A 22,633-nucleotide genomic window follows, 5' to 3' on the forward strand; every position below is an offset into this window, starting at 1 on the left:
TCATTCATCCAAGAGTCTGCAAACCAATTTGCGCAAAACTGTTGACACTACCTCCGACATGAAATTTAAAATAATTTTGAAGATCACAAATAAGGCCGGCAGGCACTTCAGTTGAAGTGCCTGCCGGCCTTATTCTTTGTATAGGCAATGTAGATTGTGTGCTACTTACAGGTTTCCACCGTTCTCATGGCTCTGTCTCATAGGGCCAGGTGTTGATACCACCAAATTCATAAATGTTTGTGTAGCCCAAGTTAGCCAGAGTAGAGGATGCGGTCTTGCTGCGGTTTCCACTGCGACAGTAGACCAGAACCGTGGAGTCCGTTTCCGGGATCACCTCCGCGGCAGTATCTTCGTCAATCAAACCTACCGGCAGAAGAACGGCACCTGGAATGTGGCCGCTGTCATACTCGTCCTGCTCCCGCACATCTAGGATGATAACCTCCTGGGTATCCATCATCTCTTTGGCTTCTTCCTGTGTGATCTGCTGGTAGGAGCCATCTGCGTCATTTCCACCGCATCCGGTTAGCAGTAAAAGGGCTAGCAGGAAAGGGATCATTCGTTTCATTTGAGTTCCTCCAAAAGTCCGGCGGCAAAGGCTTTGTGCCCTTGCTCCGTGAAGTGTACGCCATCGTAGGCTAAGAGGATGTCCCACTTTCCGGCGTCGGCAAAACGAATACCCATTCGTTCCGCAAGGACCTGACAGAGCCGGGCAAAGGTGCGGGAATCATCAATGAGCTTCGCACTGGGCACCCATGCTCCCAAAGTAACTGGCGGCGGTGCGATCAGCAAGATCTTGCTTCGGTCCAGAGGGATACCTGAGAGGAACCGCTCCAATCTCTCAGCGGCCTGCTCGGGACTACGCCCCTGGAGCAGATCGTTGGTCCCCAGCATGACGATCAGCAGATCTGTGTCAGCAGGGAAGGCGGGAGCCGCAGAAGGAATCTCCCGGCCATTCTGGCCTATATTGGAGATTATCCATCCGGTCTCCGTAGCCAGGATGTCCACCCACCGGCTGTCCGCATCATAGCGCCCGCCGAAATAACCTCGGGGATCATATCCGTAGGTGTTAGAGTCGCCGAAGCAGATGACTTTCATCCCGTACTTCTCCTTTCTTTGGGGAATGATAACTATAATCAATGTCTGTAAAATATATTACGTTTACGTATAGGTAAGGTCATCTATTAACGACCGGAATGTTTTTTATGGTTAAACTATAGCCTAAATTGCGGATATTGGTTGCTGTAAAGCACATTGCGACTTTGCTGAAGAATGGAATCTTGGGTCTAACTTCAGTGAATCTATTGATGATAGCAATTACGATTTCATAATCAGAAGCATGGTACGGCTCAGGTACGGCTCCGCAATATCCATCCTCTTGCATTTTAAGGCGCAATTGTTCTCTAAAACTTTGATCAAGCCACATTTGACCTGCAACAAGTGCTTGATTGAATAGATGACTAAGCTGGCTGGAACCGCCATTTCTTTTGACGTGAATAAGTTTATTTCTCCACATAACGTCACATGGCTCAATGTTATTTCCTTGCCCACCACCTATTGCGATTTTATAGGTGTGAAGAAGGTAAGAATTATCAAGTGCCTCTTTTAGCGCAGCATTATAGCTATCTTCATCCTCATGTGTGTAGTCCACAAACTCATCTTGGCAGAGGGAAATGTTTGAATATTGCTGATTAATTCGGTCAACAAAATTATTGTTGATTTTATACCACTTCCCATTGTTCAGGCTATATGCCTGCCCCTCTAACTCAATCTCGGCAATAATACATTTATAAGCAGACCATTCATAAACATTTTCGTTCTCATCTCGGCTTGCTCTTGCGTATATACGCTTGCTCTGGAGTTGATCCAAGCAAGTCAAATCGTTTCGCATAGACGAGACGACTTTCTCTATGTAAATATCATTATAGGTATCTTCTACTCCGGAAATTTTAAAATCACGAATATCTTCCCACTTTACTACTTCAGGAACAGCCATCCAAACTCGGTCAAATGCTTCTTCGTTAATCATTTGAATCAGCTTTGTGTTAAGTCTTTCGATTGCCGCTTTCTCTCGAACATATTTAATGTTGTCAATCCATGCAAATCGCTCTCTATAAGTTTCTTCCATATATCTTCTGTAGCAGAAAACGAGGAGCTCATCGATGTTATTGATATCTCTTGAAACTGTAAGGCTAAAAATATCTCCTCCGGTTAGCATGCTTTTTTCGAACATCTCATCATCGGATTTTCCACTGACAGTCTTCATGAGATCTCGGTTGACATCAAAGCCAAACTCCGAAATATCACTGCTTTTAGGTAATTGTTCATCACTCTGTTTTTGATTGGAACCAACGCTTGCCTTAGAGATTCTTCGAAGCTCATTTTGTTTAATGCTATTAAGAACAATTCTTAGGCCAAACTGTTCTTCTAAGATATCTTCTCGAAACAGAAATCTTGCATAGCCAAAAGTAAGCGCAAATGTTCTTAACTCTCCATCAATCTCCAGTGTTTTAATGAGAACCACGCGAGAGTTTGCCTGAAGAAGCATTCCGTCACTACCTCGCCGGAAAAAACTTTGAAGCCAACCCGGTTCGTGTGTTAAAGACGGTACAAAATATGCGGTAGAAGTTTCAGAATATCTTTGAAATATCCTGATTTTGTCCGGAGAATCAAAAATGTCGTTTACACTTGTGATACCTCTCTTTATCAAATAAATTGATAATTTATTTTTGTTGGCCATACCGCACACCACCTTCAGTATTTTAATTTTATCTTTACATAAGCCCTCGCATTATTTCTCATCAGAATCCTAAGGGCAATTACAGCCCTTTGTCCAACTCTGTCAAATGCACAAGTAAATCTCTTGAATACTTTTTTTCTTGTTCCAATAAACGGGCACCACGTTCTAAATGACCTTTCACATAAGTAGGAAAGTATTCTTCGTCAGGGATATGCCGACCTTCTTGCAATTCAATCAGGCATTTATAGAGACTGTCTGCGTCTCCGGTGATTGTTGGACGATTCAATTCTTTACCCAAACTATCAGAATATAACTCAATCTCCATCAAAGGTCCTTGGCGAATAGATAGAGATAACGCAAGCCTCATGAGGGTAGGCCACGGCAGTTTTTCGCTTGCCTCAATTTGATTGAAGATTTCTTCAGTTTGCCGGGATGTTTTAAGTTTAAACGACATTATTTCACCTCAAAATAGCTTCCTTCGGAAATCCGAGTACGCTTGTCCTCTCCGTATTCAAGCATATACACTTTCGCAATCTGCTGCTCAAGTGAGACCATGTGCTCGTGCCGAATCTCTTCATTTGTAGAGAGTACAAAGAGTTGCCCCTGAAGTTCTTTGAAAAACTTTTCAGTAATGTTGGCGCGATGCTCAGTGTCGATGCGCGCAAACGGAGTGTCAATGATAAACGGCAATTTGTTGTGATTTTGATTCATAATTGCCCAATACAATGACATTACGAGAACCTGCTTTTCACCATTTGAGAAACGAGTATAGTCAAGTTCTACCGGAAGTGTAATCGTCTCTTCAGCAAAATCAGCCAAGGCAAAGCCCAGAGATTCCTCTGTTGTATTCAGCTGAGTTATCAGTGATTGGAATCCAACCTGTTTCAGACTCCCTTTCAGAGCGGCAGCACCATGCCTCTTTGCTGTAATCTTAAGTGCGGAAACCTCAACTGCCTGATTTCGGACAAGGTGCAGCGAGAAATCATTGCCAAGATAGATCCGATCGACAAAATCATCTTTTCGAATAAGCTCTCTGAACTTTCGATTGAGATCGTACTCAACATCTGCAATCAACTTTTTATATTGCTGTTCCTGAAGTTCTTCTACCAGCAGAAGCATACGATCGGAAAGTGCGGACACAGATTGCTTTTTCAGTTCGGCTTCCAGGGCCTTTCGACTATGATCCAATGCTTTTTTCAATTCTTTTGTTCGCTCTTGAAGTCCTTGTAGAGCAGTCTCTTTGTCCGCTAGTTCGGATTTGAGTCGCTCAATCTGATTGGTTAAGTCGGAAACACATTTGACATGGCTCTCAAAATTTTCGATGGAACTCTTTTGCAATTGTGTTCTGATCTCGGTGCTTCGCTGAATTGAGTTCTCGATTCTCCGCCTGTCTTTGCTAAAGGTAGCGGTATTGTATTCCTCCACTGCCGCAATTTTGTTAAGAATTGAGAACCCGTCATCCTCTGACAGCATAAAAATTGGGATTTTGTTCTCCAAGTCTCGATTTTCAAAGAAAGACTGTATTGCATGTATGAGAAGCTTCGTATCTTCAGCGGGGCTATGGCTACTTGTTTTCTTCATTGTGTTGGAGATGCATCGCTTGAACTGGGATGTATTCAGAGAACTCTGTAGAATTCTATAGGCCTGAAGATCCCTCTCAGCCGAAATTTGTTCTTTAACATTTGCCAATAAGTCCTTCACAATTATAAATGGTAGGATCTCTGCCGCTGCACTCTTCATGTTCCAATTAATCCGCTCGCGCCGTTCTTCTTCGTCTTTTAGGGCGTTCTGCAAATCTTTCCAAACTTCAAGTGTAACGCCTCCGTTGGCGGCATATGCTTTGTTTTCGTGATTCAGATCAGCCTCAAGACGCTCAACATCTGTACGCAATTCGGCAATCTCACCGATTAATTGCGCCTCTTCTTGAGAGTACTTTGTCAAGGACTCTCTCTGGTCTGCATAATTTTGAGCAATGGATTCATTGCCGGATTCAACTCCGTTTAAAAGTCGTCGAATATTATTGTATAGCAATTCATATGTATCATTACCGCTTAGGATAAGTAACGCGTCTTTAATGTTATTGTGCTGCTCATCCAAAAAGTAGTCAGCAATTTTTTCACCATCGAAGAAATACAGTTTGTGTAATTCTGGAGGAATGAGGTGCAAGAGGTAATTCTGGAAATTCATTGCAGCTTCTTCATCCAGCAATACACCATTCTGCTTTACCGAAAAAATTTCAGTAATTATGCTGTTGCTCCAAGTCCAAAATCGAGTTACCTCATAATGATCAGTATCAATACGACTTTCAGAAAAACAAATCTTCACATATGCAGATTTGGTCTCGTCCAACCGAGCTTGATTATTGATTAAGTCATAGATTTCCTTTAGATATCGTTTCCCTGAAGTTTTAAAGCCGAAAGATGCATGCCCGTACAAACAAATCTGTATGGCTGTAAAAAGTGTAGTTTTTCCTGCACCATTTTTTCCGCCAATGATGATAATTCGTTTGGATTGATCATCGGTCATGACATCAAAGGAATTTATATCTTCGTATGATCCAAAGTTATTTAATTCGATTCGTTCAATCTTCATTTTCGAGTCCTTCTTGGATATTGCTGTAGTGTAACCAACCCTGGTTCATAATTTTTTCAACCTCGCGAGCACTTACAGCAGATCGGGTATAAAATTTTGTGTTGTCAACGGCAATCAAAAGTTTAGAAACCAGTTCGAAAGGAACCTCATATTTCTGACATAACGCATCAATCCGCTGAACGGTATCATTATCGTATTTTGCGTGTTTAAATTGATCCCAAGGAAGTCGTCTATTTCGCACTTCATAATAGATATCTACGAGAGCTCGTCTGGAAAGATCTCCTTCATCTTCCCACATTTTATCGATCATTTTCAATTCTTCAATTGTAATGAGCTCAAATCCTGTTTCATCTTCCAATTGCAAAAGACGCTTTAGGATTTCTTTTCGCGTATCCAGTGTGAATGGTCCCCGACCAAAGTCGCCATCGGAATTGAAGTAGACAGCTCCATTTCTACGGCGCCAATCTCGTGCCTCGGGTGTGGCTCTCAACTCTACCAACCAGTTTCTAAATCTCCGGAGAGGAATCAGATTCTCTGCCCCATGATCAATGAAATTTTGCAACGACTTGTCCTCTTTGACCATGGTGCAGCACCAGCACCCAAAACGAGAGTTACCAGTAATCGGGATCTTGTCCTTATCCACTTCACCGACTACACTTTGCTCTTCACCCAGCGTTTCGCCTTGATAAAGGCTGAACAAATACTTGTTATCAGTTCCCCATGCACTACGGGCATCGTCTTTGAGAAGATACTCCCACACGAGGGAGTTTTCAATTTCTGTCAGGGGGTTATATACATAGGCCTTGGGGATTGAAGTATGGGGAGATAGTATCTTCCCTTCAATCTCATGGGCAGATATGCTTTTTGAACGAGCAGCGCTTTCTGCCTTTCGAACACCTAAAAGGATTACAATCTCTCCATCTTTTTTGATGGTATCGTAAGTGAACTTATTTGAAGGGTTAATCTTCAGTCGTTCGGTACACCATCTGAAACCAGGCGCTTCTGGGGTCGGATATCCCAGACCGATTACCAAACTCCAGAAAGTTTGTCGAATCTCTGGATGCAGCATGTGTGCTTCAACATTGAGATGCTCACTTTCGCTGGTAGTATTGATCGCCGCATTCATACGATACATGTAGTCCTTTACAATGGGGTTCTCTACCATCGTATCTGATGTGACAACATATATCTTTTTTGTTCTTTCTTCTGGTTTCAAAGTGTGGAGCATTTCAAAAACGAGCTGACAGAGTAGGGTAGAGTCTTTTCCGCCACTAAATCCAAGCATCCACGGGCGCTGATCGTGCTGGTAGACAAGTCGCATCTCCGCAATAATATCGTTAAATACTGTAAACATAGGGTTCATTTTCCTTTAGTGAATTTTTCTTCATATACTAAGTCTTCGGAATCCAGAGGAATCCCTAAAGTTTCCTTCAGCACATTGCAGGCCAGCCTTGCTGCATCGTTACTGTTGATAATCTTACCGTTGCTACGAATAACCCTGCCTTTCCAACATTCAGCACTTCTAAGCCAATCGACTTTTTCTAACCCAGTGATACTTTTCTCAAGCTCTTTGGCATCGTTTATTAGAAAATGATTGCCTAAAACGCCAAGCGCTTGAATAATAATGGCTTGTGTGATGATGTATTTCTCGCGTAAATCCACCTTGCTGAGTTCCTTATTGGTCAATTCGTTCCACGGAAGAATGTGTTTTACCACAGCGGACCAATACTGCTTCAAGAAAGCCTCTGCAGAATCATTACATTCGGCACGCTTTAAGATTTTTTTGTTAGCTTTGTAGAATGTGTTTAGCGTAAAAAAGTTCGATGAAAACTTTCCAAGAATGTCTTTTTCTTTATCTGTATACTGGTCAAAAAACTCAATTTCACTGATAACCCGTCTTGTCACTACAGCCAAAGCGTCACGAGAGTCATAAAGTTCGGCAATCGAGTTAGATGTTTTCACAGCATGCTTATTGAGGTCGGTAAACATCTGCTGCCCATGTTGCAATCCCTTATCTTCGTAGAAAACTACGGAAATGGTTTCAGTATTGAGCGTCTCGTCTTCGGTGATAGCCTCGATAATTGAAGCTTTTCTATGTTGACCGTCGACAATCATGAACCGTGCGTCCATGGAAACTTCTAAAATTCCAAGATCTGCAGAGGCCATAGATGGAGCAAAGTTGTACTCACCATCAATTGCCGCAGCCAAGGCGGAGAAAACATACGAATCACGGTTATCCAAAATATAGTCTTTTATTACAGGAATGCGGGTAGTATTCAGCCGCCGCTGGGCACGATACTCAGGCGGAATATACTCATCATCATTTCCGAAAATTTTGCTCAAGAGTCTAAGGGGAATCATCGCGATATAGTATTCCTTGCCGGCTTGCAATCCCTTTACTGCAGGAAATCTGTAACAGAAGTCCAATTGGACACCTCCTAAACTACTTAAGTATGTTGCGATTATATACTTAAGTAGCAAAAAAGTCAAGAAAAAACCACCCAGTCATTGACTGGGTGGTCGAACGTGTTTAGTTGCCCATTGCGGTAAGCATAACACGCATATACAGAGTCTGCCAGTTGACTGAGTCTTTGCCAACCTTCACAGGATCATTGCCGGAGCTGCGGCTTCTTTCTACTGTAATAGATACCAGCTCAGGTCCGATTTTTTCTAACACTTCATAGGGGTCGCACTTCCATCTGTACACACCATTTTTTTCTTCGAGAAGTGCCCGAAGCGAACCAAGAATGGGGTAAATAAATCCATTAGGCGAACCGTGGGACAAAGTCTTTTCATAGAACTTAGAAACAGGCGCCTTGCGGTTCTCCTTTGGAGTAGTAACTCCAGAAATCGCTCCATACTTACCATTGGGATTCTTAACACGATAGTATTCAGGAATTTTAGACTCTACATAGTCGTAGAGCTTAAAAATATCAACCATAATCGGCTTCATTTTGACATGGGGATTTTCGGGGCTATCACCATACTGTTCATAGAGATGAATGTAGTTATCAATGCAACGTTTCTTACTACTGAAGGAAACAACAGGACAGCTGTCCATTCCGGGATAAGTATCCAAATTAAACATATTCAGAATTGCGAGGATATCACCGACATCAATGTTTCCGTCGTCATTCTCCATGAAATACACTCTGTCCTTGAAAGGTTCGGTTGAAATAGCCTGTTTGATGATATCAAAGTAGTCTCTCAAGTTTGCAATGGACTTGTCCTGAACCTGGGTAGATGTGTTTCTTGCAGCAGCAAGATCCTCAAAAATGCCTTCTACGCCCGTCAAGATCTCAAGTTTCACAAACTGCTGACCGCGTTCCAGATCATCACGATTTTCAAGGATAACCATCAAGGTGTGGCCGCCGTCAACATTGCCGTGATATTCCTTGTCCGTAAACACCAACTTCATGGTGCCATCATAATTGTTGAATGTTACATCATTGGCAGAAAGGAGAATACCGCGGTTCAGGAGATGAAAATCTTTGCCTTCAACAAGAGATGCTCTAATTTTTTTTGCTACGCCACTGTTGGTATTCTGCTTTCGGGGGTTTGTTTCCATCCAGTTGATCAGATCTTCGGGCAAATCCTTGACATCACAAATAGCGGTATACATTTGCGATACACTGCTCGGCCCTTCTTTGTAGGGGTTTGGAATCTTGCGGAAGGATTCTACGGGGATATTAAATGTTATCTCTGTCATTGTGATTACTCCTTTACTCAGAAAGTTTATTAGATACGCGGTACAACCACCATCTGAGTCTATTCTACAAAAAATCTCAGAAATCTCAACGCTATATATAGCGTTTTTTCGTATTTGTAGTATAATATTTTTGGAGGTGAGTGCCGTGCATGCTTACAATGTAAATGTAGCTCTGGGTAACGTCCTGCGAAAATATCGCGAAGGACGTGGTTTTACTCAAGATGAATTTGCTGCATATTGTGGCCTCAGCCGTGCGTACTACGGACGAGTCGAACGCGGCGAACACAGCCTCACTATAGAAAAATGCCAAAAGATTGCTACTACTCTGAATGTCAGATTGGTAGATCTATTTGGGGAACTGCAAGAGTAATGAAATCATTATCTGTTCATTCCTCGTTTATTGCGGCGTAGAATTTGAGCTGTGGTCGGGGCAGAAACCACTTGCATACTAGGGACGCAGAACCCTATGCCTCAGGTCTAACTTTTTGGTCTTATTCTTTGATTCTCCCAGCCCAACCAACAGTCATTCCAACCTTGCTCACTAATTCTCCTTGAAAGTATCCAAATATCTCGCAAACAGGGCTGTTTTTGTCCTGCATTTAGATTGCAGGCTCATTCTGTGCACCACTTGACCACATGTTTGCCCACAGACAGCGAAAACCGGCCCACCAGGGATGGCATTCCCTGATAGGCCGGTCGTTTTGCCTCAGCTGGCCTCTCGGCTCCAGCGTTTTCTGGCCTGGAAGGAGGTTATAATCCGTTCTGGCTGGGCAATGGCTGTGTCCTGTACCTCCGCCTTTGCGATGCCCTGGTCGATCTTCACTGCTGCCCTTTGGCGCATCTCGTCGGTGACATGGGAGTAGGTGTTCAGGGTGGTTGCGCTGGATACATGGCCCAGGATGGTGGACAGTGTCTTGATGTCCATTCCATGGGCCAGGGCATTGGTTGCGAAAGTATGCCTAAGATCATGAAAGCGCACTTGCTCACATCCCGCATGCTCCAGCAGTGTGTGAAGCCGTCGGCTGACTGCCGAGGGGATAATCGGCAGATCGTCCTTCTTGGGCGAGGGGAATAACCATCGTGAGTTCACTTTGGTCTTGTATTCCGCCAGCACCTTCCTGACAGATGGAGGCAGGATCAGAGTGCGGACAGCCGCCTTAGTTTTCGGCTCACTGATTACCAATTTCGAACCAACGAGGTTTACCTGTTTGTTAATCCTCAATTCCCCGGTAACCAGATCCACATCATCCCACTGGAGAGCCATCAGTTCTCCCAGTCGCAGACCAGTGGCAAATTCCAGAAGGAAAAGTTCGTAGTAATTCTCTTCCTTGGCCTGGATCAGTACCTTCTGCATATCCTCTCGGGAGAGAACCTTCATCTCATTTGGCCTATTTGGAGGCAGTTTGCAGCCCTTTGCCGGGTTGCGGACAATCAACTTTTCTGCCACCGCTTTTTCCAATACCCGATCACATAGACTGTAGCAGTTTATCACCTGACTGTCCGAGAGACCGCCTTCTCCGTTTTTCTGATCCACACGGGCCTCTGTCATCATCCAGGTACACATCTGTTGGATATCACTGGTGGTCACTTTGTTCAGCGGGATGCTTCCCAGTCTGGGGTGAAGGTATAATCGGATATACCCTTCGTAGGTCCTCTGGGTAGCAGGTCTGGCATTGGGCTTACAGTAGGTTTCATACCAATGGTCCAACCACTCCCCGAATGGCATATCTGCCTTGAGTTTTATGGGTGTATCCGGTGTGATGGTGCTCTTCAGCGCCTTTAGTTTTTCTATACATTCGCCTTTGGTCTTGGCCAGCACATTCTTCGTCTTGGGAAGGTCATTCTCATCATACCCAATGACGATCCGTCCTTCCCAGCGGCCATCCTTTCTCAGCCGGACGGTGCCTTCGCCATTTTTCCGTTTTCTTCCCATGGCTTCAACTCCTCTCCGAAGATGTCAATGAGAAATTCTTCTACGATCTCAGCCGCACGCTTCTGCATATCTCCTGTGGTGTGAGTGTATGTGTCCAGTGTGAACGCAGCCCGTGTGTGTCCCAGAATGCCCGACAGGGTCTTAACATCCACCCCTGATGTCAGAGCATGGGTCGCGAAGGTGTGTCTGAGATCATGGAAACGAATATCAGGAAGCTCTGCCTGTTTCAGTACATCCTTCATCCGCTCATAGGCGGCGCTTGGTCGGGTAGGCTGCTCTGGTTTCAGCGGATGCGGAAAAATCCATTCCGTCAGTGCCGTCTTCTTTCTCTCCCGAAGCAGTGCAGCGGTACTGGGCGCCAGGTTGATGGTGCGAGTACCTGCAGCAGTCTTGGTATCCCAGGCGGTCAGTTTGCCACCCTTCTCCTCATGGATCGTGCGGCGAATCCTCAAGGCACCTTTGGCCTCGTCAAAATCTTCCCACTTGAGCCCACAGATTTCACCTCTGCGCAAACCGGTAGTCAACTCTGTGTAGAAGAAATCGTGCCAGACGCTGTCCCTCTGAATGGTTCCCATGAACTTTTCCAGTTGTTCATCTGTCAGCACCTTTTTGCCTTTGTAGCTGAATTTGGGCGCATCAATATCTTCTGTGGGATTTCGTGGGATGAGACCAGCCTGCTGTGCGGCACCCATCGCCTCATGGAACATTGCGTGAATACCTCGGATTGTTCCGCTGGCCAGCCCCTCTCCTGTGTTTCGGTTTCCGTGATGAGCCAGTGTATCATATAACTTTTGAATGTCTTTCCCTGTGACCTGGGAGATAATTTTCTCTCCCAGGTACGGTTTGATATGTCTGGCTACAGTTCCCTCATATCTTTTCATGGTGACGGGACGTATCGTTCCAGTCATGTTCTCCAGCCACTGATCCAGCCATTGGCCCAGTGTCATCCGGCTCTCCTCAGTCAGCTCGACGCCCTGATACGCCTCGATGCTCTGCCGGAGTTTGGCTGTCAGTTCCTTTTGGGTATCTGCGTAGATGTAACGGAAGATGGGATCACCGTTTTCCTTGTGGTCAACTACGATGCGCCCTTCCCAGCGTCCATCTTCCCGTTTGCGCACCATGCCGTCACCTGACGGTCGTCTTTTTGCCATGCCATATCACCCCCAAAGCCTTATTTTCGTTTTGCGGCGCAACTTTTGAGTGCTTATTTTACAGCGGGGAATTTGTAAGGCTCCGCCACACACTGATACAGAACTGCGCCGCAGCGTCGGCAGATCAGATACTGCAGCCGATTGCCCAGTAGGCCATGCTTTCTGAAGGTGACCAGCGCCTCGCCATGCTGCCAGCCAAGGCCAATGTCTTCGCATCCGCAGTACTGGCACCGCTGGACCGGAAGTCGATTCATCATCTTATTCAATCCTCCTGTTCTATCCTGTGACAGAGGCGCTCTGTTTCCTCCTCATCGAAGGAGTACAGGCCGTCCGCTTCCAGTTCTTTGCTCAGTCCCCAGGCCAGTTTGAACCCGGCGGTGAAACTGGCCAGTGAGGTCTCCTCCCGCAGCAGGTTTTGGGTGTCCACCAGATGCATGAGCCTGCGCCGCTGAAGCTTGTCCAGGCAGTCCCGCACCTCCTGGCGGGTGTTCTCAATATCTTCTTCTAACTCACTGAAGTCCGGCTCCCGGTAGAACCGCTGGTGCAGGGCTCTCATGTAGTCGTTCATTGTGCCTCGCCTCCTTTACAGCAACACACAATACCGAACTACAGAGAAAATAGCCAGGGCTTTTGACCACAATTATCAGATTGTTATCAATTTCTCCGGCCTATTTCTGCGCGGCCCTTATCATTGTTAACACTGTGCTATTTTTGCTCGCCATCCGCCCATGGTCATGCCGTCCATAGTCTGCTCTTCCTCATAGTCATCCGGCTTGTGCCCCAGAGCAATTTTCTTTGCCCTGAGTTTTTGGAGCCGCTTGCGCTCAATATGCGGTGCCCTTGTGGTGGAATCCTGCGGAGCGCTGTCCCGGAAAATATTGCCCATATGGTGGAGCAGTCGGGTAGCCGAGAGCAGCAGGCTGGGTGATACAAGCTGTCCCTGCTGTTCCATCCGATCCACAAAAAATTGCGCATAGGTGTGGCCCTGTTCTGCTGCGGCCTGGAACCACTCGTAGGCGGTGTCTTCGTCTTGTTCCACACCTTCGCCCATCAGGTACAGTTTGCCCATCAGATACTGCGCCCAAGGGTTATCCGCTTGTGCCGCCTGGTGCATATACTCCGCCGCTGTACCGGAATTCTTCACCACATGTTTGCCGCTGAGATATTCCTCACCCAAGATATAGGCGGCGTAGTCGTTACCATTTTGTGCGGCTGCCTTCATCCAGCGAATGCCCTCGCTTGGATCATGCACATCCGGATCATCAGAGAGAAATAATCTACCCAGTGCGTATTGCGCAGCATGGACTTCCTGCTTTGCTGCCCGTTCCAGCCAATGTTTGGCTTTCTCTGTATCCGGGATGAGCAGTCCGCCGTCCCGGTACAACAGCCCCAGAAAATATTGCGCGTACGCATCACCCGTTTGGGCCAGTTGTTCCATCTTTGCTGCCGCAGCATCCCGTTCCGCGAGAGGCAGTTTCTCATTTTCAATCGTGCCCCGCAGTTCCCAGCACGCCCAGGTAAGTTCCCGATCATCTACTCAGCCACCACCATCCTCCATGTCCCTGTCCTCAAAGGAAATTTGATTTTGCCGAATACGTTCTGCCTCTCGGATCACTGCGTTCTTGATGGCACGGAACTCTTTCTGCTGAGACAGCGGCGGACGCTGGCGTTCCTTCTCTGAATAGAAGTCACTTGCTCTGCACTGCAGGTCCCACCACTTCTGGTAGCACTCATTCACAACAGGCAGCCGTTCCATCTGATCTACGATCTTGTCCACCTGTTTCTTCAATGCTTTTGGAAGATACCCGTATGACTTCTTGCCCTTTACCTCACCCAGCCGCTGGACGAGATTCAAGATCATCTGCTCCGCTTGTGGATGCTCACAGACCGACTCACTCATCTGCTGAGACAGCTCCAGCATAACTCTCCGTGTTTCTCGCATCAGTTCGTCTCGGCTTTCAGACTTCTGTTCGTAGAGATGGAGCATCTCCTGTTTGAATATCTGGTTGGTGAGCGTGGACTTGATCTGCCGAATACCATCTTTGGACAGGTATGCTTGCCCAGGTTTCACCGACCACGCCATCATGTGCACATGCGGATGCTTTCCCTCATCATGGAAGGCGGCGTACCAACGAAAATCCTGGGGCGGGATCTTCTCATTGCGGTGCGTACGCAGGAGAGAACGCCACGCCTGGGCGTTGTTATAGCCCAGGCGCTCAGCGTCCTCCCGATGGAGCGAAATGATGTGCGTCCAAACATTTCCTGTGTAGTGCTCCAGTTCAGACATGGCTTTGTCCAGATCCACGCCATCTTCATCGCCAAATAGTCCATGGTCACCCAGACGCTCAGCGCGGGGCCGGGTAGCGATGTACTTGGCATAGCCTTCCGAGGTTGCACCTGAGACCAGTTCTCCTCCAGTGCCAGAGTGATGAGGGACGAGGCGTTGGCCTTAGTGGGACAACCGATGTAGTCCTCATACTCCAGTAGATTTTTTGTATCAGGAAAATCGTTTGCCAATTTAGTGATGAGTTGTCCCTGTTTGCGGGTGGGCGGACGGTCATCTGGGATGATCGCCACCCGTTCCCGCGTGGCGATGTACTTCATGTAGCCGCCTGCACCTTGACCGCCGCCGCACTTGATATAGGGACTCTTGACGATCAGTCTTGCCATTCGTCATCACTCCCGTTGGCATCTCTCACGATCTGCTCAAACCGCAGTCTGCCGTTAGTGCGCTTCACATTGGCGATGCTATCAGCACGGCGGCGGCGCAGATACTCTTCATCCAGATTGATGCAGTCAGCCAACATGCTCATGCCCATGTCCAACTCCACCGCCTGCTTGAACAACAGCGCTGCCATGCGATTTTCAAACTGATCCAGCCTGCCGTCCAGGTAGGACTGAACCGAGGTTGGGAGGAATAGTCCCGCGTTGTTGGCACTGAGATAGTCCAGATAAAAGTCGATGGCATTCTCAATAAATGCGGTGATGCTGCGGCTCCCATCTTCCGTATACCGCCGTTCCAAGGTTGCCTTTTTCTCCGGCAACAGGTAGAGAGGAAATTTCTCTTTTTTGCTCATAATGGCTCCTTTCTGGGGTTTGACCCCTGTTTTTTTCTTGTGGGAGTAAGCGTCGGGGGATAACGACCTCAGAACTCTGTTTTCTCTCCGATTTTGACCCCATTTCCAGCGCCCACGGAAACCCCTGAAACTGCCCGCACTGCGGGCAGATGTGACCGGCAAAGGCGTCGTTGGCGACGCCTTGCCTTTATCCTGCTTTTTCTTTCGTCCTCGAGATTTCCTCCGAAAGCGGGCCAAATCTGCCTTGAAAGCCCTTGGTGGGGCAGGGACTCTGCCACACCCCGAAGGAGGGCACACAGCGCCTCACAGTGGGGCACACGGGGCGCTCTCTGTGCTCTGTGCCAGGAGCGCCTGCGCCTGCTGCCACCGCTGCCGTTCCTCCAAGCGGAGCATCTGCTGCTGGTAGCAATGATCCATCGTCGCCTGGATTGGCAGGATGGTGTACAGGTTGTTGCCGTTCTGCTTCATGCCGTGTTTGTCGATGTAAGAGGTATTCTCGATGGTAATGAACTGCCTGTCCGCCAATTTCGTGATGTGCTTCATCACAGTGGACACGGTCAAGTGTACTGCAGCGGAGATGGTGCGGTAGCTGGGATGACACTGATGTGTGCGGCGATCCTCGCAGTAGAGCAGATAGGCGTAGACCGTGATGGCTCCGTGACCGATGTTCATGAAAAACAATTCATTGGGCAGAGAGAAAAAGTTCTTGCCGTTGCTTTTGAGTATCGGAACCATGTGCTGATCCAGCAGTCCGCGACGGTTGAGTTCGGCAATCTGCTTCACAGCCATGTCCTTGCTCATGTGCAGTTGGGATGCGATTTCATCCGCACTGGGCAAGGCATTTTTGTTGCAGTGGACATGCAGATAGCAGAGATAGGCGAGGATAGCAAATCCTTGGGGCTTCAGTTCCCATTTCCAGACATCATTCGGAATTGGGAAGCGGCGTCGCTTCGGATCAGGCTGATTGAAAAAGAAACTCATTTGTGCACACCTCCCCCTGTGTTCTACATCACCCATTGAATGAACTGTTCCTTGGGTACCACCATGCAGCTGCCCACATACAGCACCGGAAAGCCTGGTTGGTGCATCAGTTCATACCCGCTGGACGGCGATACACCCAGTACCTTTGCCACCAATTCCGAATTGAGAAACAGCGGCAGTTCGTCGTAGCTTTTGTAGACAGATTCTTTCATGTTGACCATCTCCTTCTCAAAACTCTCTCTACTTCTTTAGCCGAGAACATTTTCATGTGACATAGATTTGACATAATGTTTGGATGGTGCCCGAGTTACCTCTCTACTTGTATTGGGGAAATAATATCCTATTGACATACAATTGACAGAAAAACGGAGCGTCTGCTTTGTCGCAGGCGCTCCGTTTGAGGTTCTGGTAATTCACTTTTGTCTTGGCTTTGGCAGTCGGTAAGCTCTTTCTGCCTTATTTCGCTCCTCCAGAGGCTGGACAAAGGCAGAGAAGAACTCCTTTATGACGCGCAGGCTTCCATTAATCCCACCAGAAGTACCAAACAGTGGACTGCCGCAGCACATCGGCCAGAGCACCCACGGTGGCTTCCTCCGGGCCCTGGTCGATCACATCGGGGCAGAAGCCGTACTGCTCCACTGCTGCATCCATGGCCTTCTCCTGGGAAACAGGAGTCGGGAGCAGGAACTCCAGTTCATCGTGGGTCATAACTGCGGGCACCGCGCCATATTGCTCAAACCAGTATTTCGCCACTGCCATCAGCGACTGCGTGTCAGGACATTCATTCCAGTCGCCAAAGGGCAGATAGGCAAAGACCTCCCAAGGATTCTTCACTGGGATTTTAGCCAGAATGAGAGGATAAGTCATTTTGCTATCGGAATTCCAGTAGCTTGAAAAACGACGGTTATCATATCCGCCCACCATCTCGCCCAGGATATCCTCATCCCAGTCCATATCGTCATCCTCGGCTTCTTCTTTGCACTGCCCAATCATTTCCTGCAGAACCGTCTTTCCGTCCTTGAGAGGTGCGGCGAGCATTTTCTTCCGGTATTTGGCGACTTTGTCTGGGTCGAAAGTATAGTCGTCCTCGCCATCGCTGTCAGGGTCAGAATTCATAATCAGGCATTCCCACAGGATTTCGTCATCCGCCTTAATCAGAACCGGCACAAAGCCCTCTTTGACACTTTCTCGTTTGGCATAGTTATATGCCGACATGATGGGATCATCATCCGTCATTGCGGGGAAATAGGTACATTCACAGTTCAGATATTTCATCATGGCTTTCGCAAGGTCCGAAGGCTCCAGAGTGGCCTCATCGAAATCCTGTCCCTGCCAGTTGGCAAAGCGTTTATCAATCACTTTTGCCATAGCCTGATAATAGTCCTCATCAAAGGGAATGAACAGGTAAGCTTCCTCCTGGAACTGATCAGAATAATATTGCTCTGAGCCGAAATATTCCAAGGCATAGTTGTCAATGTCGCTGGGGAAGTAAGGGCTGTCTCCTTCCCCATAGTAGTATCCGGCAAAGGCCGCGCCCTCCTTGTTGAACAGCGCCCCAAAGAGCTGCCCATTCAGCTGATCCCGGATAAAGCTGCGCAGATCGGCGCGGCTCAGATCCGCCATCAGTGGCTGCACCTGCTCCCAGTACCGCTCCATAAATTCCACGCTCATCAGGTCATGCTCCATGCACCAGCGCAGATAAATCACCATGTGGTTGTAGGCATTGATCTCATCCACCGGCAGGCCCTTTTCCTGAATGGATTCCAGGTGCCAGGCGGCATCGTCCATATCGCCGGTGAACTCCTCCTCTGTAAGCGTTCCTCTGGTGATGGCATTCTGGCGGGTGGGATTGACCACAAAACTGATGCCTGCCATCTTTTCCAGCAGAGCGTCCGCATCATGCTCCAGTTTATACTTCAATTCGTTCCGATAGAGAGGAATTACCTGATAGAAGTTGACCTCCTCGCCGCTGGGCAAAGTGCAGACCTCTCCTCCGTTCCAGACAACATCCTGCAGGCCCACCAGAAGTGCGCCGCAGAGCGTCGTGTTCTCCGCAAACGGCGACTGCTTGTCCATCGTGTGACCAAAGCCCAGCCAGGTATCGCCGGAAATGGGCAAGCGGGCCAACACTTTCAAGAGACCAATGGGCCAGTACCACCGCTCATCCTTCAGAGATTCCTCATCCAGTTTCCAGTCCTTCGGCAGAGCGATGGCCAGCTCCGCCCGCTCCAGCTTGTATTCCGCCAATTCCTCTGGCACATTCATCCGGTGGGCCCCCATGCCCATCGTCACCAGCGTGTAGTAGTCCCGTGCCTCAGAGGGCGGAACAACGCAGATGTCCACATGAATGTCGGGAGAAACCAGCTCATGGAACACATTCTCAAACTCACCAAAGGTGTTTTTGATGTGCTGCTCGATTGCGGACATCTCATCCTCTGTATAAACCTCCGGTCCCCTGCTATCCGTCGAGGACCAGGTGGCATCCGCCTTTGTGCCGTCTGGATTCAGGAAAATCTGAAAATATTGATCCTCTCCAGGCTGTTGATAGACAAGACCAATGTGGCGGGTCTGGTCCACAAGCACTGCTATCAGGATGCCCTCTGCTTCCCCTTCGGGAGTGTGGGTCAGCCATTCCCCGCTGTCCAGCCGTTCCTTAAGCTGCCGCAGCCAGTCCGTTCCCATCTTGGAGAGTCCGGCTTCGTTCATACGGAACGAAAGCTCCACAAGATGTTCCTTCACCAGGTATCGGAATTCACAGCAGGGGGCATTTTTCTCATAGCCATACCGCTCCGGGCAGAACAGCTCATAAAATTCGGCAAGGCCCGCTTCGTCCACTCGAATACAGGCCAGGGCGTGCTGTTTATCATCCGCATCTTGGCCCAGCCCCTGCTGGAGCATTTGATCGGCGTTGGGATCGATCCAATGGTACTCCATCTGTTCCAGGGTGGCTCCGGCTTTAATCTCCTCCTGCAAGGTCAAGAACTCATAATCGCCCGGCTCCAGTTTTAATCCCTGCTCGACGGCAACCAGCGCGCCGGCTTGATCGCCAAAATGCGCCCGCAACTTGCCCACCTGCAGCCAGATCCAGGGGTAGTCCGGTTCCTCCTGAGCTCCCCGTTCCGCATATTCCAGTGCTTCTTCCAGCCTGCCGCAGTACATCAGCGCCACGGAATAGCGGTAGTACCAGGTAGCGCAGCCTGCGGCGTTCTTCTCCGAATCCTTCATCCATTCCACCGCGCGGTAGTAGTGGATATAGTCATCCAGATTGTTGCAGGCGAAGGAATACCAGAGGGCAATCTGCAAATCCTGATGAGCCTGCTTTTCGCTGAATCTTCCTTCTTCTACGCCGCTTTTGATAAAATCCTCCAGCCAGCGGAGCATTTTCCCAAAGTAGCCGGAAACTCCTTCATCAAAGGATTCCAGCGTTTCAATATCTTCTGCCGAGAGCAGGGAGCCAGTTTCCTCATGAATATCAGGCTCTATTTCCTCCTCATCCAGCAGCGGCACACCGCCCACATCCCGCCGGAATGCGTGGAAGTGAGCATAGGGCAGGTCCCTTCCCTCAAAGAATGCCTGCGCCGCTGTTAGTACAGCGGGCAGATCCCAGGCAATGAAATCCAGGTACCCGCAATACAGGCCAGTGGCCCCACCCAGGAAGGTCACAGCTTCCGCTCCTGCCTTCCGCAGGATGGCATCCCGCAGGTCATCCCGGAAGTCCAGAATGGCGTTGCTCCGCTCATCACCAGTAAAGCCTTCTAATGGGTAGCAGAGGAACCCCACCGCAATGCCGTCCTTGTGGTATTCGTCCACCGCATCACTGCGGGCAGTCATGTAGTCGTTGATGATTACCGGGAGACGGCAGGTACCGGTATAGACATCCAGCCGCCAGTCAGCCTCCGGATCTTCCACAGGTTCCAGTTCATAGGCAAGGTAGCTGCTTTCCAGATAGTCACTGCCGTCCCGCCAGAGGGAGAGTCCCATGCTTTGCAGCAGTTCCGGCAGCTGGGAAAGGAGCATGGCCGGTTCGGCTTTCGGCTGAGCACAAACATCAAACCCGGCAACAAAAGCGATAGCGGAAACTTCTCCAATGGTTTGGTCCACCAGCATAGAGAGCGCCCACCAGACCCGGTCCGTATCCTCTTTCAAAAGCGGCGTCAGCTTCTCACAGCAAAGGATCAGGCTCACTCGCTGATCCTCTGTTTTCTCTGCCCACATCTGTACATCCTCGGCCCGAATTTCCATGTCTCCGGCCCGAAGCATAAAGTCCTTGGAAGGCTGTCGGCCTACCCAGATATTCCAATGCTCAAGCACCGATTCCGGGGCTTGCTGCTGGAAGTACACGAGCGGAAACAGGCGGGAGAGAAGCCCCTCTGGACTGAGGATCAATTCATACTTTTCGCCATTGAAACCCAGCTCAAAGGAAGTATCCCGGAGGGCCGTTTTGAGTGCATTCCCGCATATTTCAATCAGTTCTTCGCCGCGCTGGTGCGTTTCGTCAGTATCTATGATTTGACGCAGTTCTGCCTCAATCTGAGAAAAGGCTGCCCATGCTTCCTGCGTCCTTTCACGGAAGTTCTTTTCAAACCGGGGCAGGGACAAACGACGGCGGCAATCGTCTATGTACTCCTGGGTATCTTTGTCTCCAGGGCGGGCTTTCAGGGCTTTTTCAAAGTAACGCAGGGCGGGGCCTTCCTCATCCAGACAGTAATAGGCCAAAGCGATTCGATAATTCCAGCAATGATCTTCGGCAAAATACTCCTCATGGGGAGCCAGAAGTTCCAGCGCCTTTTCAAAAGGCTCCCGTTCTCCTATATGTGCAACGGCAATATATGCCTTGGCCAATTCGCTGTCCAGTTCCGGGGTGCGCTCCCCTGCGAGAATCGCTTCCAGGGCGTCAATTACCTTCTGCGCTTCATCCTGTTCAAACCATTGCTGACATTGTTCCAATAATTCCATATCCGTACCTCCCTCGTATAATAAGTTTGAAAGTTAATAATTCAGATATCAGCAGGCTTAGAGATGCCCGTGATACAATAGCTGTAGGACAGCAGGGTCAAGTTCTCTACCTCCTGGTTGAGCCGTAGGGCTGCTTCAAAATAAGTCAGTTTCCCTGAGCCGGAAGTTAGCTGCAAACTTATTTCGGCTCTCTATATGGTTGTTGTTTTACCGTAAATTATCATTCAAATATCCCAGTCTATGAAATCTTCACGGTTCAATACAAAGTGCTGATACAGGCACTTCAAATTTTCCTGTTCATCCCGTGAGAGCTTCGCCCCGTTTTCATACCGCAAGGTGTCGGCATACAGGATAAAACCATCCACTTTTCCTGATGAAGCCCGAAACTCACCGTTTCCAATCATGGCTACATTGCCACATACAAATGTAACCGAAGAAGAAGTGGTGTGGATTTTCGTAATTGCTTCGATCATCTGATACTATCACCTCTCATCTTCGGAGGATACCATTCTCCACCCGGATGTCTGCACCCGGATAACAGGACGGAAAAAGTCGTAGTCATTGTGAATCTCGTTATCTTCCCGAACCTCCGGTTTACGGTGAGGGGAACAGGGTAAATATCCAAGCAAAGGACCCATGCCTCCGCAGATATTGCAGCCGCCGTCGCCGCCGCAGGCAGTCAATGTTTTCCCCTCTACCAGCTCCCGCTGATAGGGGTCGTAGGCAATAGACAGGCCAAAGAAGTTGGGCTGCTCCATGTCGTATGGCTTGCCCTGATCTTCCTCGCTTTCAAAGTGGTGCAGATGCATGGAGTAGTCCAGTCCATCCCCCCAGGGAAACAGGGTGCGGCATCCGCCTCCGCACAGATAGGCCCACTCATCCGGCGTGGGAAGGCTGGCTGCCAGCTCCCACAACAGGGACCGCTGAAACTCCGGGTAGGTCATTGGATGGCACAGCCACGCTCGCCAGCTATCACCATTGCGTTCAAAGCGGACAGTTTCGTGTATCTCAAAACTCTGGCTGTTCTGGCCCGCCCACTTCTGCAAGTTCTCCAGCCAGTCAGGGTGGGCGGTGATGCGTGGATCGTTCATGGGTACGCTTTCCCAGCCGATCTCCTCCAGTTTTCTGCCCACAAACATGGGGCCGATGGTCACCTGGCGTACTGGGGTCATACTCTGCCGAAGAAATTCCTCCGCAGTGCCCTCATATTCGATTTCCGCAAACATATCCGCCAGTTCCTCTTGGTTGGCCTTGTCCATCCCTTGAACAAAGCCCTCCCAGCCAAGAATCACGGTATCGCCCGGGACAAAAACAAACCCCCGGCCGTCTTTTTCAAATATACCAGTGGTGCAGCTCTGCCCCCAGCGAGAAAAGGCGTATAGTTCTTTGAATGTCAAATGATAACGAGCCGCCAGCCCCTGCATCAGCCAGAGCTTATCGGACAGTTTCAAGGTGTCAAATTGTGGACGAAATAGTTTTTCGTTCATAGCCATTCCC

General features: G+C 48.6%; 21 protein-coding genes and 1 pseudogene. 1 reads left to right on the top strand and 21 read right to left on the bottom strand.

From position 1 onward, the window contains the following. Positions 1-184: 184 nt before the first annotated feature. The 19 genes and pseudogenes from DWX58_RS05530 to DWX58_RS05615 all read right to left on the bottom strand — a co-directional run bounded on the left by DWX58_RS05530 (position 185) and on the right by DWX58_RS05615 (position 20,197). Positions 185-529 carry a rhodanese-like domain-containing protein gene (locus DWX58_RS05530; RefSeq protein ID WP_347559159.1) on the bottom strand — a complete coding sequence of 115 codons (345 nt, stop codon included), beginning with the start codon at positions 527-529 and terminating at the stop codon, positions 185-187. 32 nt (positions 530-561) lie between these two features. Beyond that, positions 562-1,095 carry a GDSL-type esterase/lipase family protein gene (locus DWX58_RS05535; RefSeq protein WP_118641998.1) on the bottom strand — a complete coding sequence of 178 codons (534 nt, stop codon included), beginning with the start codon at positions 1,093-1,095 and terminating at the stop codon, positions 562-564. 79 nt (positions 1,096-1,174) lie between these two features. After that, positions 1,175-2,737, bottom strand: a complete 1,563-nt coding sequence (locus DWX58_RS05540) for a DUF6119 family protein (RefSeq protein ID WP_118641999.1) — start codon at positions 2,735-2,737, stop codon at positions 1,175-1,177. 79 nt (positions 2,738-2,816) lie between these two features. Further along, a complete protein-coding gene (locus DWX58_RS05545) occupies positions 2,817-3,191 on the bottom strand; it encodes a DndE family protein (protein ID WP_118642000.1) in 375 nt (124 codons plus the stop codon). Further along, the gene (locus DWX58_RS05550; RefSeq protein ID WP_118642001.1) at positions 3,191-5,329 is read right to left on the bottom strand and encodes an AAA family ATPase; all 2,139 of its coding nucleotides are present in this window, start codon (positions 5,327-5,329) and stop codon (positions 3,191-3,193) included. Before DWX58_RS05550 ends, DWX58_RS05545 begins: the two co-directional genes overlap by 1 nt. Then, a complete protein-coding gene (gene dndC / locus DWX58_RS05555) occupies positions 5,319-6,683 on the bottom strand; it encodes a DNA phosphorothioation system sulfurtransferase DndC (protein WP_243093271.1) in 1,365 nt (454 codons plus the stop codon). Before dndC ends, DWX58_RS05550 begins: the two co-directional genes overlap by 11 nt. 5 nt (positions 6,684-6,688) lie before the next feature. Continuing rightward, positions 6,689-7,756: a DNA sulfur modification protein DndB gene (dndB, locus tag DWX58_RS05560; RefSeq protein WP_118642002.1), complete on the bottom strand. Its 1,068-nt coding sequence runs from the start codon at positions 7,754-7,756 to the stop codon at positions 6,689-6,691. Positions 7,757-7,859: 103 nt separating this feature from the next. After that, on the bottom strand, positions 7,860-9,038 hold the full coding sequence (locus tag DWX58_RS05565) for an AIPR family protein (RefSeq protein WP_118642003.1): 1,179 nt from the start codon (positions 9,036-9,038) through the stop codon (positions 7,860-7,862). 706 nt (positions 9,039-9,744) lie between these two features. After that, positions 9,745-10,971 (bottom strand): site-specific integrase, encoded by a 1,227-nt coding sequence (locus DWX58_RS05575; protein WP_118642005.1) that lies wholly within the window; start codon positions 10,969-10,971, stop codon positions 9,745-9,747. Then, positions 10,929-12,122 carry a site-specific integrase gene (locus tag DWX58_RS05580; protein ID WP_118642006.1) on the bottom strand — a complete coding sequence of 398 codons (1,194 nt, stop codon included), beginning with the start codon at positions 12,120-12,122 and terminating at the stop codon, positions 10,929-10,931. The genes DWX58_RS05575 and DWX58_RS05580 overlap by 43 nt, the downstream gene beginning before the upstream one ends. Before the next feature lie 53 nt (positions 12,123-12,175). Next, on the bottom strand, positions 12,176-12,379 hold the full coding sequence (locus tag DWX58_RS05585; protein ID WP_118642007.1) for a hypothetical protein: 204 nt from the start codon (positions 12,377-12,379) through the stop codon (positions 12,176-12,178). Between the two features lie 5 nt (positions 12,380-12,384). Beyond that, positions 12,385-12,690 (bottom strand): hypothetical protein, encoded by a 306-nt coding sequence (locus tag DWX58_RS05590; RefSeq protein WP_118642008.1) that lies wholly within the window; start codon positions 12,688-12,690, stop codon positions 12,385-12,387. A gap of 126 nt (positions 12,691-12,816) precedes the next feature. After that, positions 12,817-13,560 (bottom strand): tetratricopeptide repeat protein, encoded by a 744-nt coding sequence (locus tag DWX58_RS15575; protein ID WP_243093272.1) that lies wholly within the window; start codon positions 13,558-13,560, stop codon positions 12,817-12,819. A gap of 99 nt (positions 13,561-13,659) precedes the next feature. Continuing rightward, the gene (mobP3, locus tag DWX58_RS15580) at positions 13,660-14,529 is read right to left on the bottom strand and encodes a MobP3 family relaxase (RefSeq protein WP_347559160.1); all 870 of its coding nucleotides are present in this window, start codon (positions 14,527-14,529) and stop codon (positions 13,660-13,662) included. Between the two features lie 98 nt (positions 14,530-14,627). Next, positions 14,628-14,792 (bottom strand): annotated as a pseudogene (gene mobL / locus DWX58_RS15860) (relaxase MobL); the annotation flags it as partial. Continuing rightward, positions 14,780-15,145, bottom strand: a complete 366-nt coding sequence (locus DWX58_RS05600; protein ID WP_243093273.1) for a hypothetical protein — start codon at positions 15,143-15,145, stop codon at positions 14,780-14,782. The pseudogene mobL and the gene DWX58_RS05600, both read right to left, overlap by 13 nt. A gap of 357 nt (positions 15,146-15,502) precedes the next feature. Then, positions 15,503-16,216, bottom strand: a complete 714-nt coding sequence (locus tag DWX58_RS05605) for a helix-turn-helix domain-containing protein (RefSeq protein WP_347559152.1) — start codon at positions 16,214-16,216, stop codon at positions 15,503-15,505. Further along, complete coding sequence (locus DWX58_RS05610) at positions 16,204-16,392, bottom strand: DNA-binding protein (protein WP_118642010.1); 189 nt, start codon at positions 16,390-16,392, stop codon at positions 16,204-16,206. The genes DWX58_RS05605 and DWX58_RS05610 overlap by 13 nt, the downstream gene beginning before the upstream one ends. Before the next feature lie 310 nt (positions 16,393-16,702). Further along, positions 16,703-20,197 carry a suppressor of fused domain protein gene (locus DWX58_RS05615; protein ID WP_243093275.1) on the bottom strand — a complete coding sequence of 1,165 codons (3,495 nt, stop codon included), beginning with the start codon at positions 20,195-20,197 and terminating at the stop codon, positions 16,703-16,705. Between DWX58_RS05615 and DWX58_RS15585 the strand changes: the two genes are divergently transcribed. Continuing rightward, a complete protein-coding gene (locus DWX58_RS15585) occupies positions 20,165-21,130 on the top strand; it encodes a hypothetical protein (RefSeq protein WP_243093276.1) in 966 nt (321 codons plus the stop codon). The two genes, DWX58_RS05615 and DWX58_RS15585, sit on opposite strands and share 33 nt — an antisense overlap. Before the next feature lie 230 nt (positions 21,131-21,360). Here the strand turns inward: DWX58_RS15585 and DWX58_RS05620 are convergent, their stop codons facing one another. Continuing rightward, positions 21,361-21,609 carry a hypothetical protein gene (locus DWX58_RS05620; protein WP_087380136.1) on the bottom strand — a complete coding sequence of 83 codons (249 nt, stop codon included), beginning with the start codon at positions 21,607-21,609 and terminating at the stop codon, positions 21,361-21,363. A gap of 9 nt (positions 21,610-21,618) precedes the next feature. Further along, positions 21,619-22,623, bottom strand: coding sequence for a hypothetical protein (locus tag DWX58_RS05625; RefSeq protein WP_118642012.1), 1,005 nt, complete (start codon positions 22,621-22,623; stop codon positions 21,619-21,621). Between the last annotated feature and the right edge of the window lie 10 nt (positions 22,624-22,633).

It is taken from the genome of Pseudoflavonifractor sp. AF19-9AC (assembly GCF_003478995.1).
In the GTDB taxonomy this organism is placed as follows: domain Bacteria; phylum Bacillota; class Clostridia; order Oscillospirales; family Oscillospiraceae; genus Lawsonibacter.

Coding starts and splice junctions, on each gene's coding strand:
- DWX58_RS05610 (WP_118642010.1), bottom strand. CDS start 16,392: ATGAAAGAATCTGTCTACAAAAGCTACGACGAACTGCCGCTGTTTCTC.
- DWX58_RS05590 (WP_118642008.1), bottom strand. CDS start 12,690: ATGAACGACTACATGAGAGCCCTGCACCAGCGGTTCTACCGGGAGCCG.
- DWX58_RS05605 (WP_347559152.1), bottom strand. CDS start 16,216: ATGGGTGATGTAGAACACAGGGGGAGGTGTGCACAAATGAGTTTCTTT.
- DWX58_RS05550 (WP_118642001.1), bottom strand. CDS start 5,329: ATGAAGATTGAACGAATCGAATTAAATAACTTTGGATCATACGAAGAT.
- DWX58_RS05625 (WP_118642012.1), bottom strand. CDS start 22,623: ATGAACGAAAAACTATTTCGTCCACAATTTGACACCTTGAAACTGTCC.
- DWX58_RS05575 (WP_118642005.1), bottom strand. CDS start 10,971: ATGGGAAGAAAACGGAAAAATGGCGAAGGCACCGTCCGGCTGAGAAAG.
- DWX58_RS05535 (WP_118641998.1), bottom strand. CDS start 1,095: ATGAAAGTCATCTGCTTCGGCGACTCTAACACCTACGGATATGATCCC.
- DWX58_RS05615 (WP_243093275.1), bottom strand. CDS start 20,197: ATGCTCCTTTCCCAGCTGCCGGAACTGCTGCAAAGCATGGGACTCTCC.
- DWX58_RS05545 (WP_118642000.1), bottom strand. CDS start 3,191: ATGTCGTTTAAACTTAAAACATCCCGGCAAACTGAAGAAATCTTCAAT.
- DWX58_RS15575 (WP_243093272.1), bottom strand. CDS start 13,560: ATGGAACAACTGGCCCAAACGGGTGATGCGTACGCGCAATATTTTCTG.
- DWX58_RS05540 (WP_118641999.1), bottom strand. CDS start 2,737: ATGGCCAACAAAAATAAATTATCAATTTATTTGATAAAGAGAGGTATC.
- DWX58_RS05565 (WP_118642003.1), bottom strand. CDS start 9,038: ATGACAGAGATAACATTTAATATCCCCGTAGAATCCTTCCGCAAGATT.
- dndC (WP_243093271.1), bottom strand. CDS start 6,683: ATGTTTACAGTATTTAACGATATTATTGCGGAGATGCGACTTGTCTAC.
- DWX58_RS05585 (WP_118642007.1), bottom strand. CDS start 12,379: ATGATGAATCGACTTCCGGTCCAGCGGTGCCAGTACTGCGGATGCGAA.
- DWX58_RS05580 (WP_118642006.1), bottom strand. CDS start 12,122: ATGGCAAAAAGACGACCGTCAGGTGACGGCATGGTGCGCAAACGGGAA.
- DWX58_RS05620 (WP_087380136.1), bottom strand. CDS start 21,609: ATGATCGAAGCAATTACGAAAATCCACACCACTTCTTCTTCGGTTACA.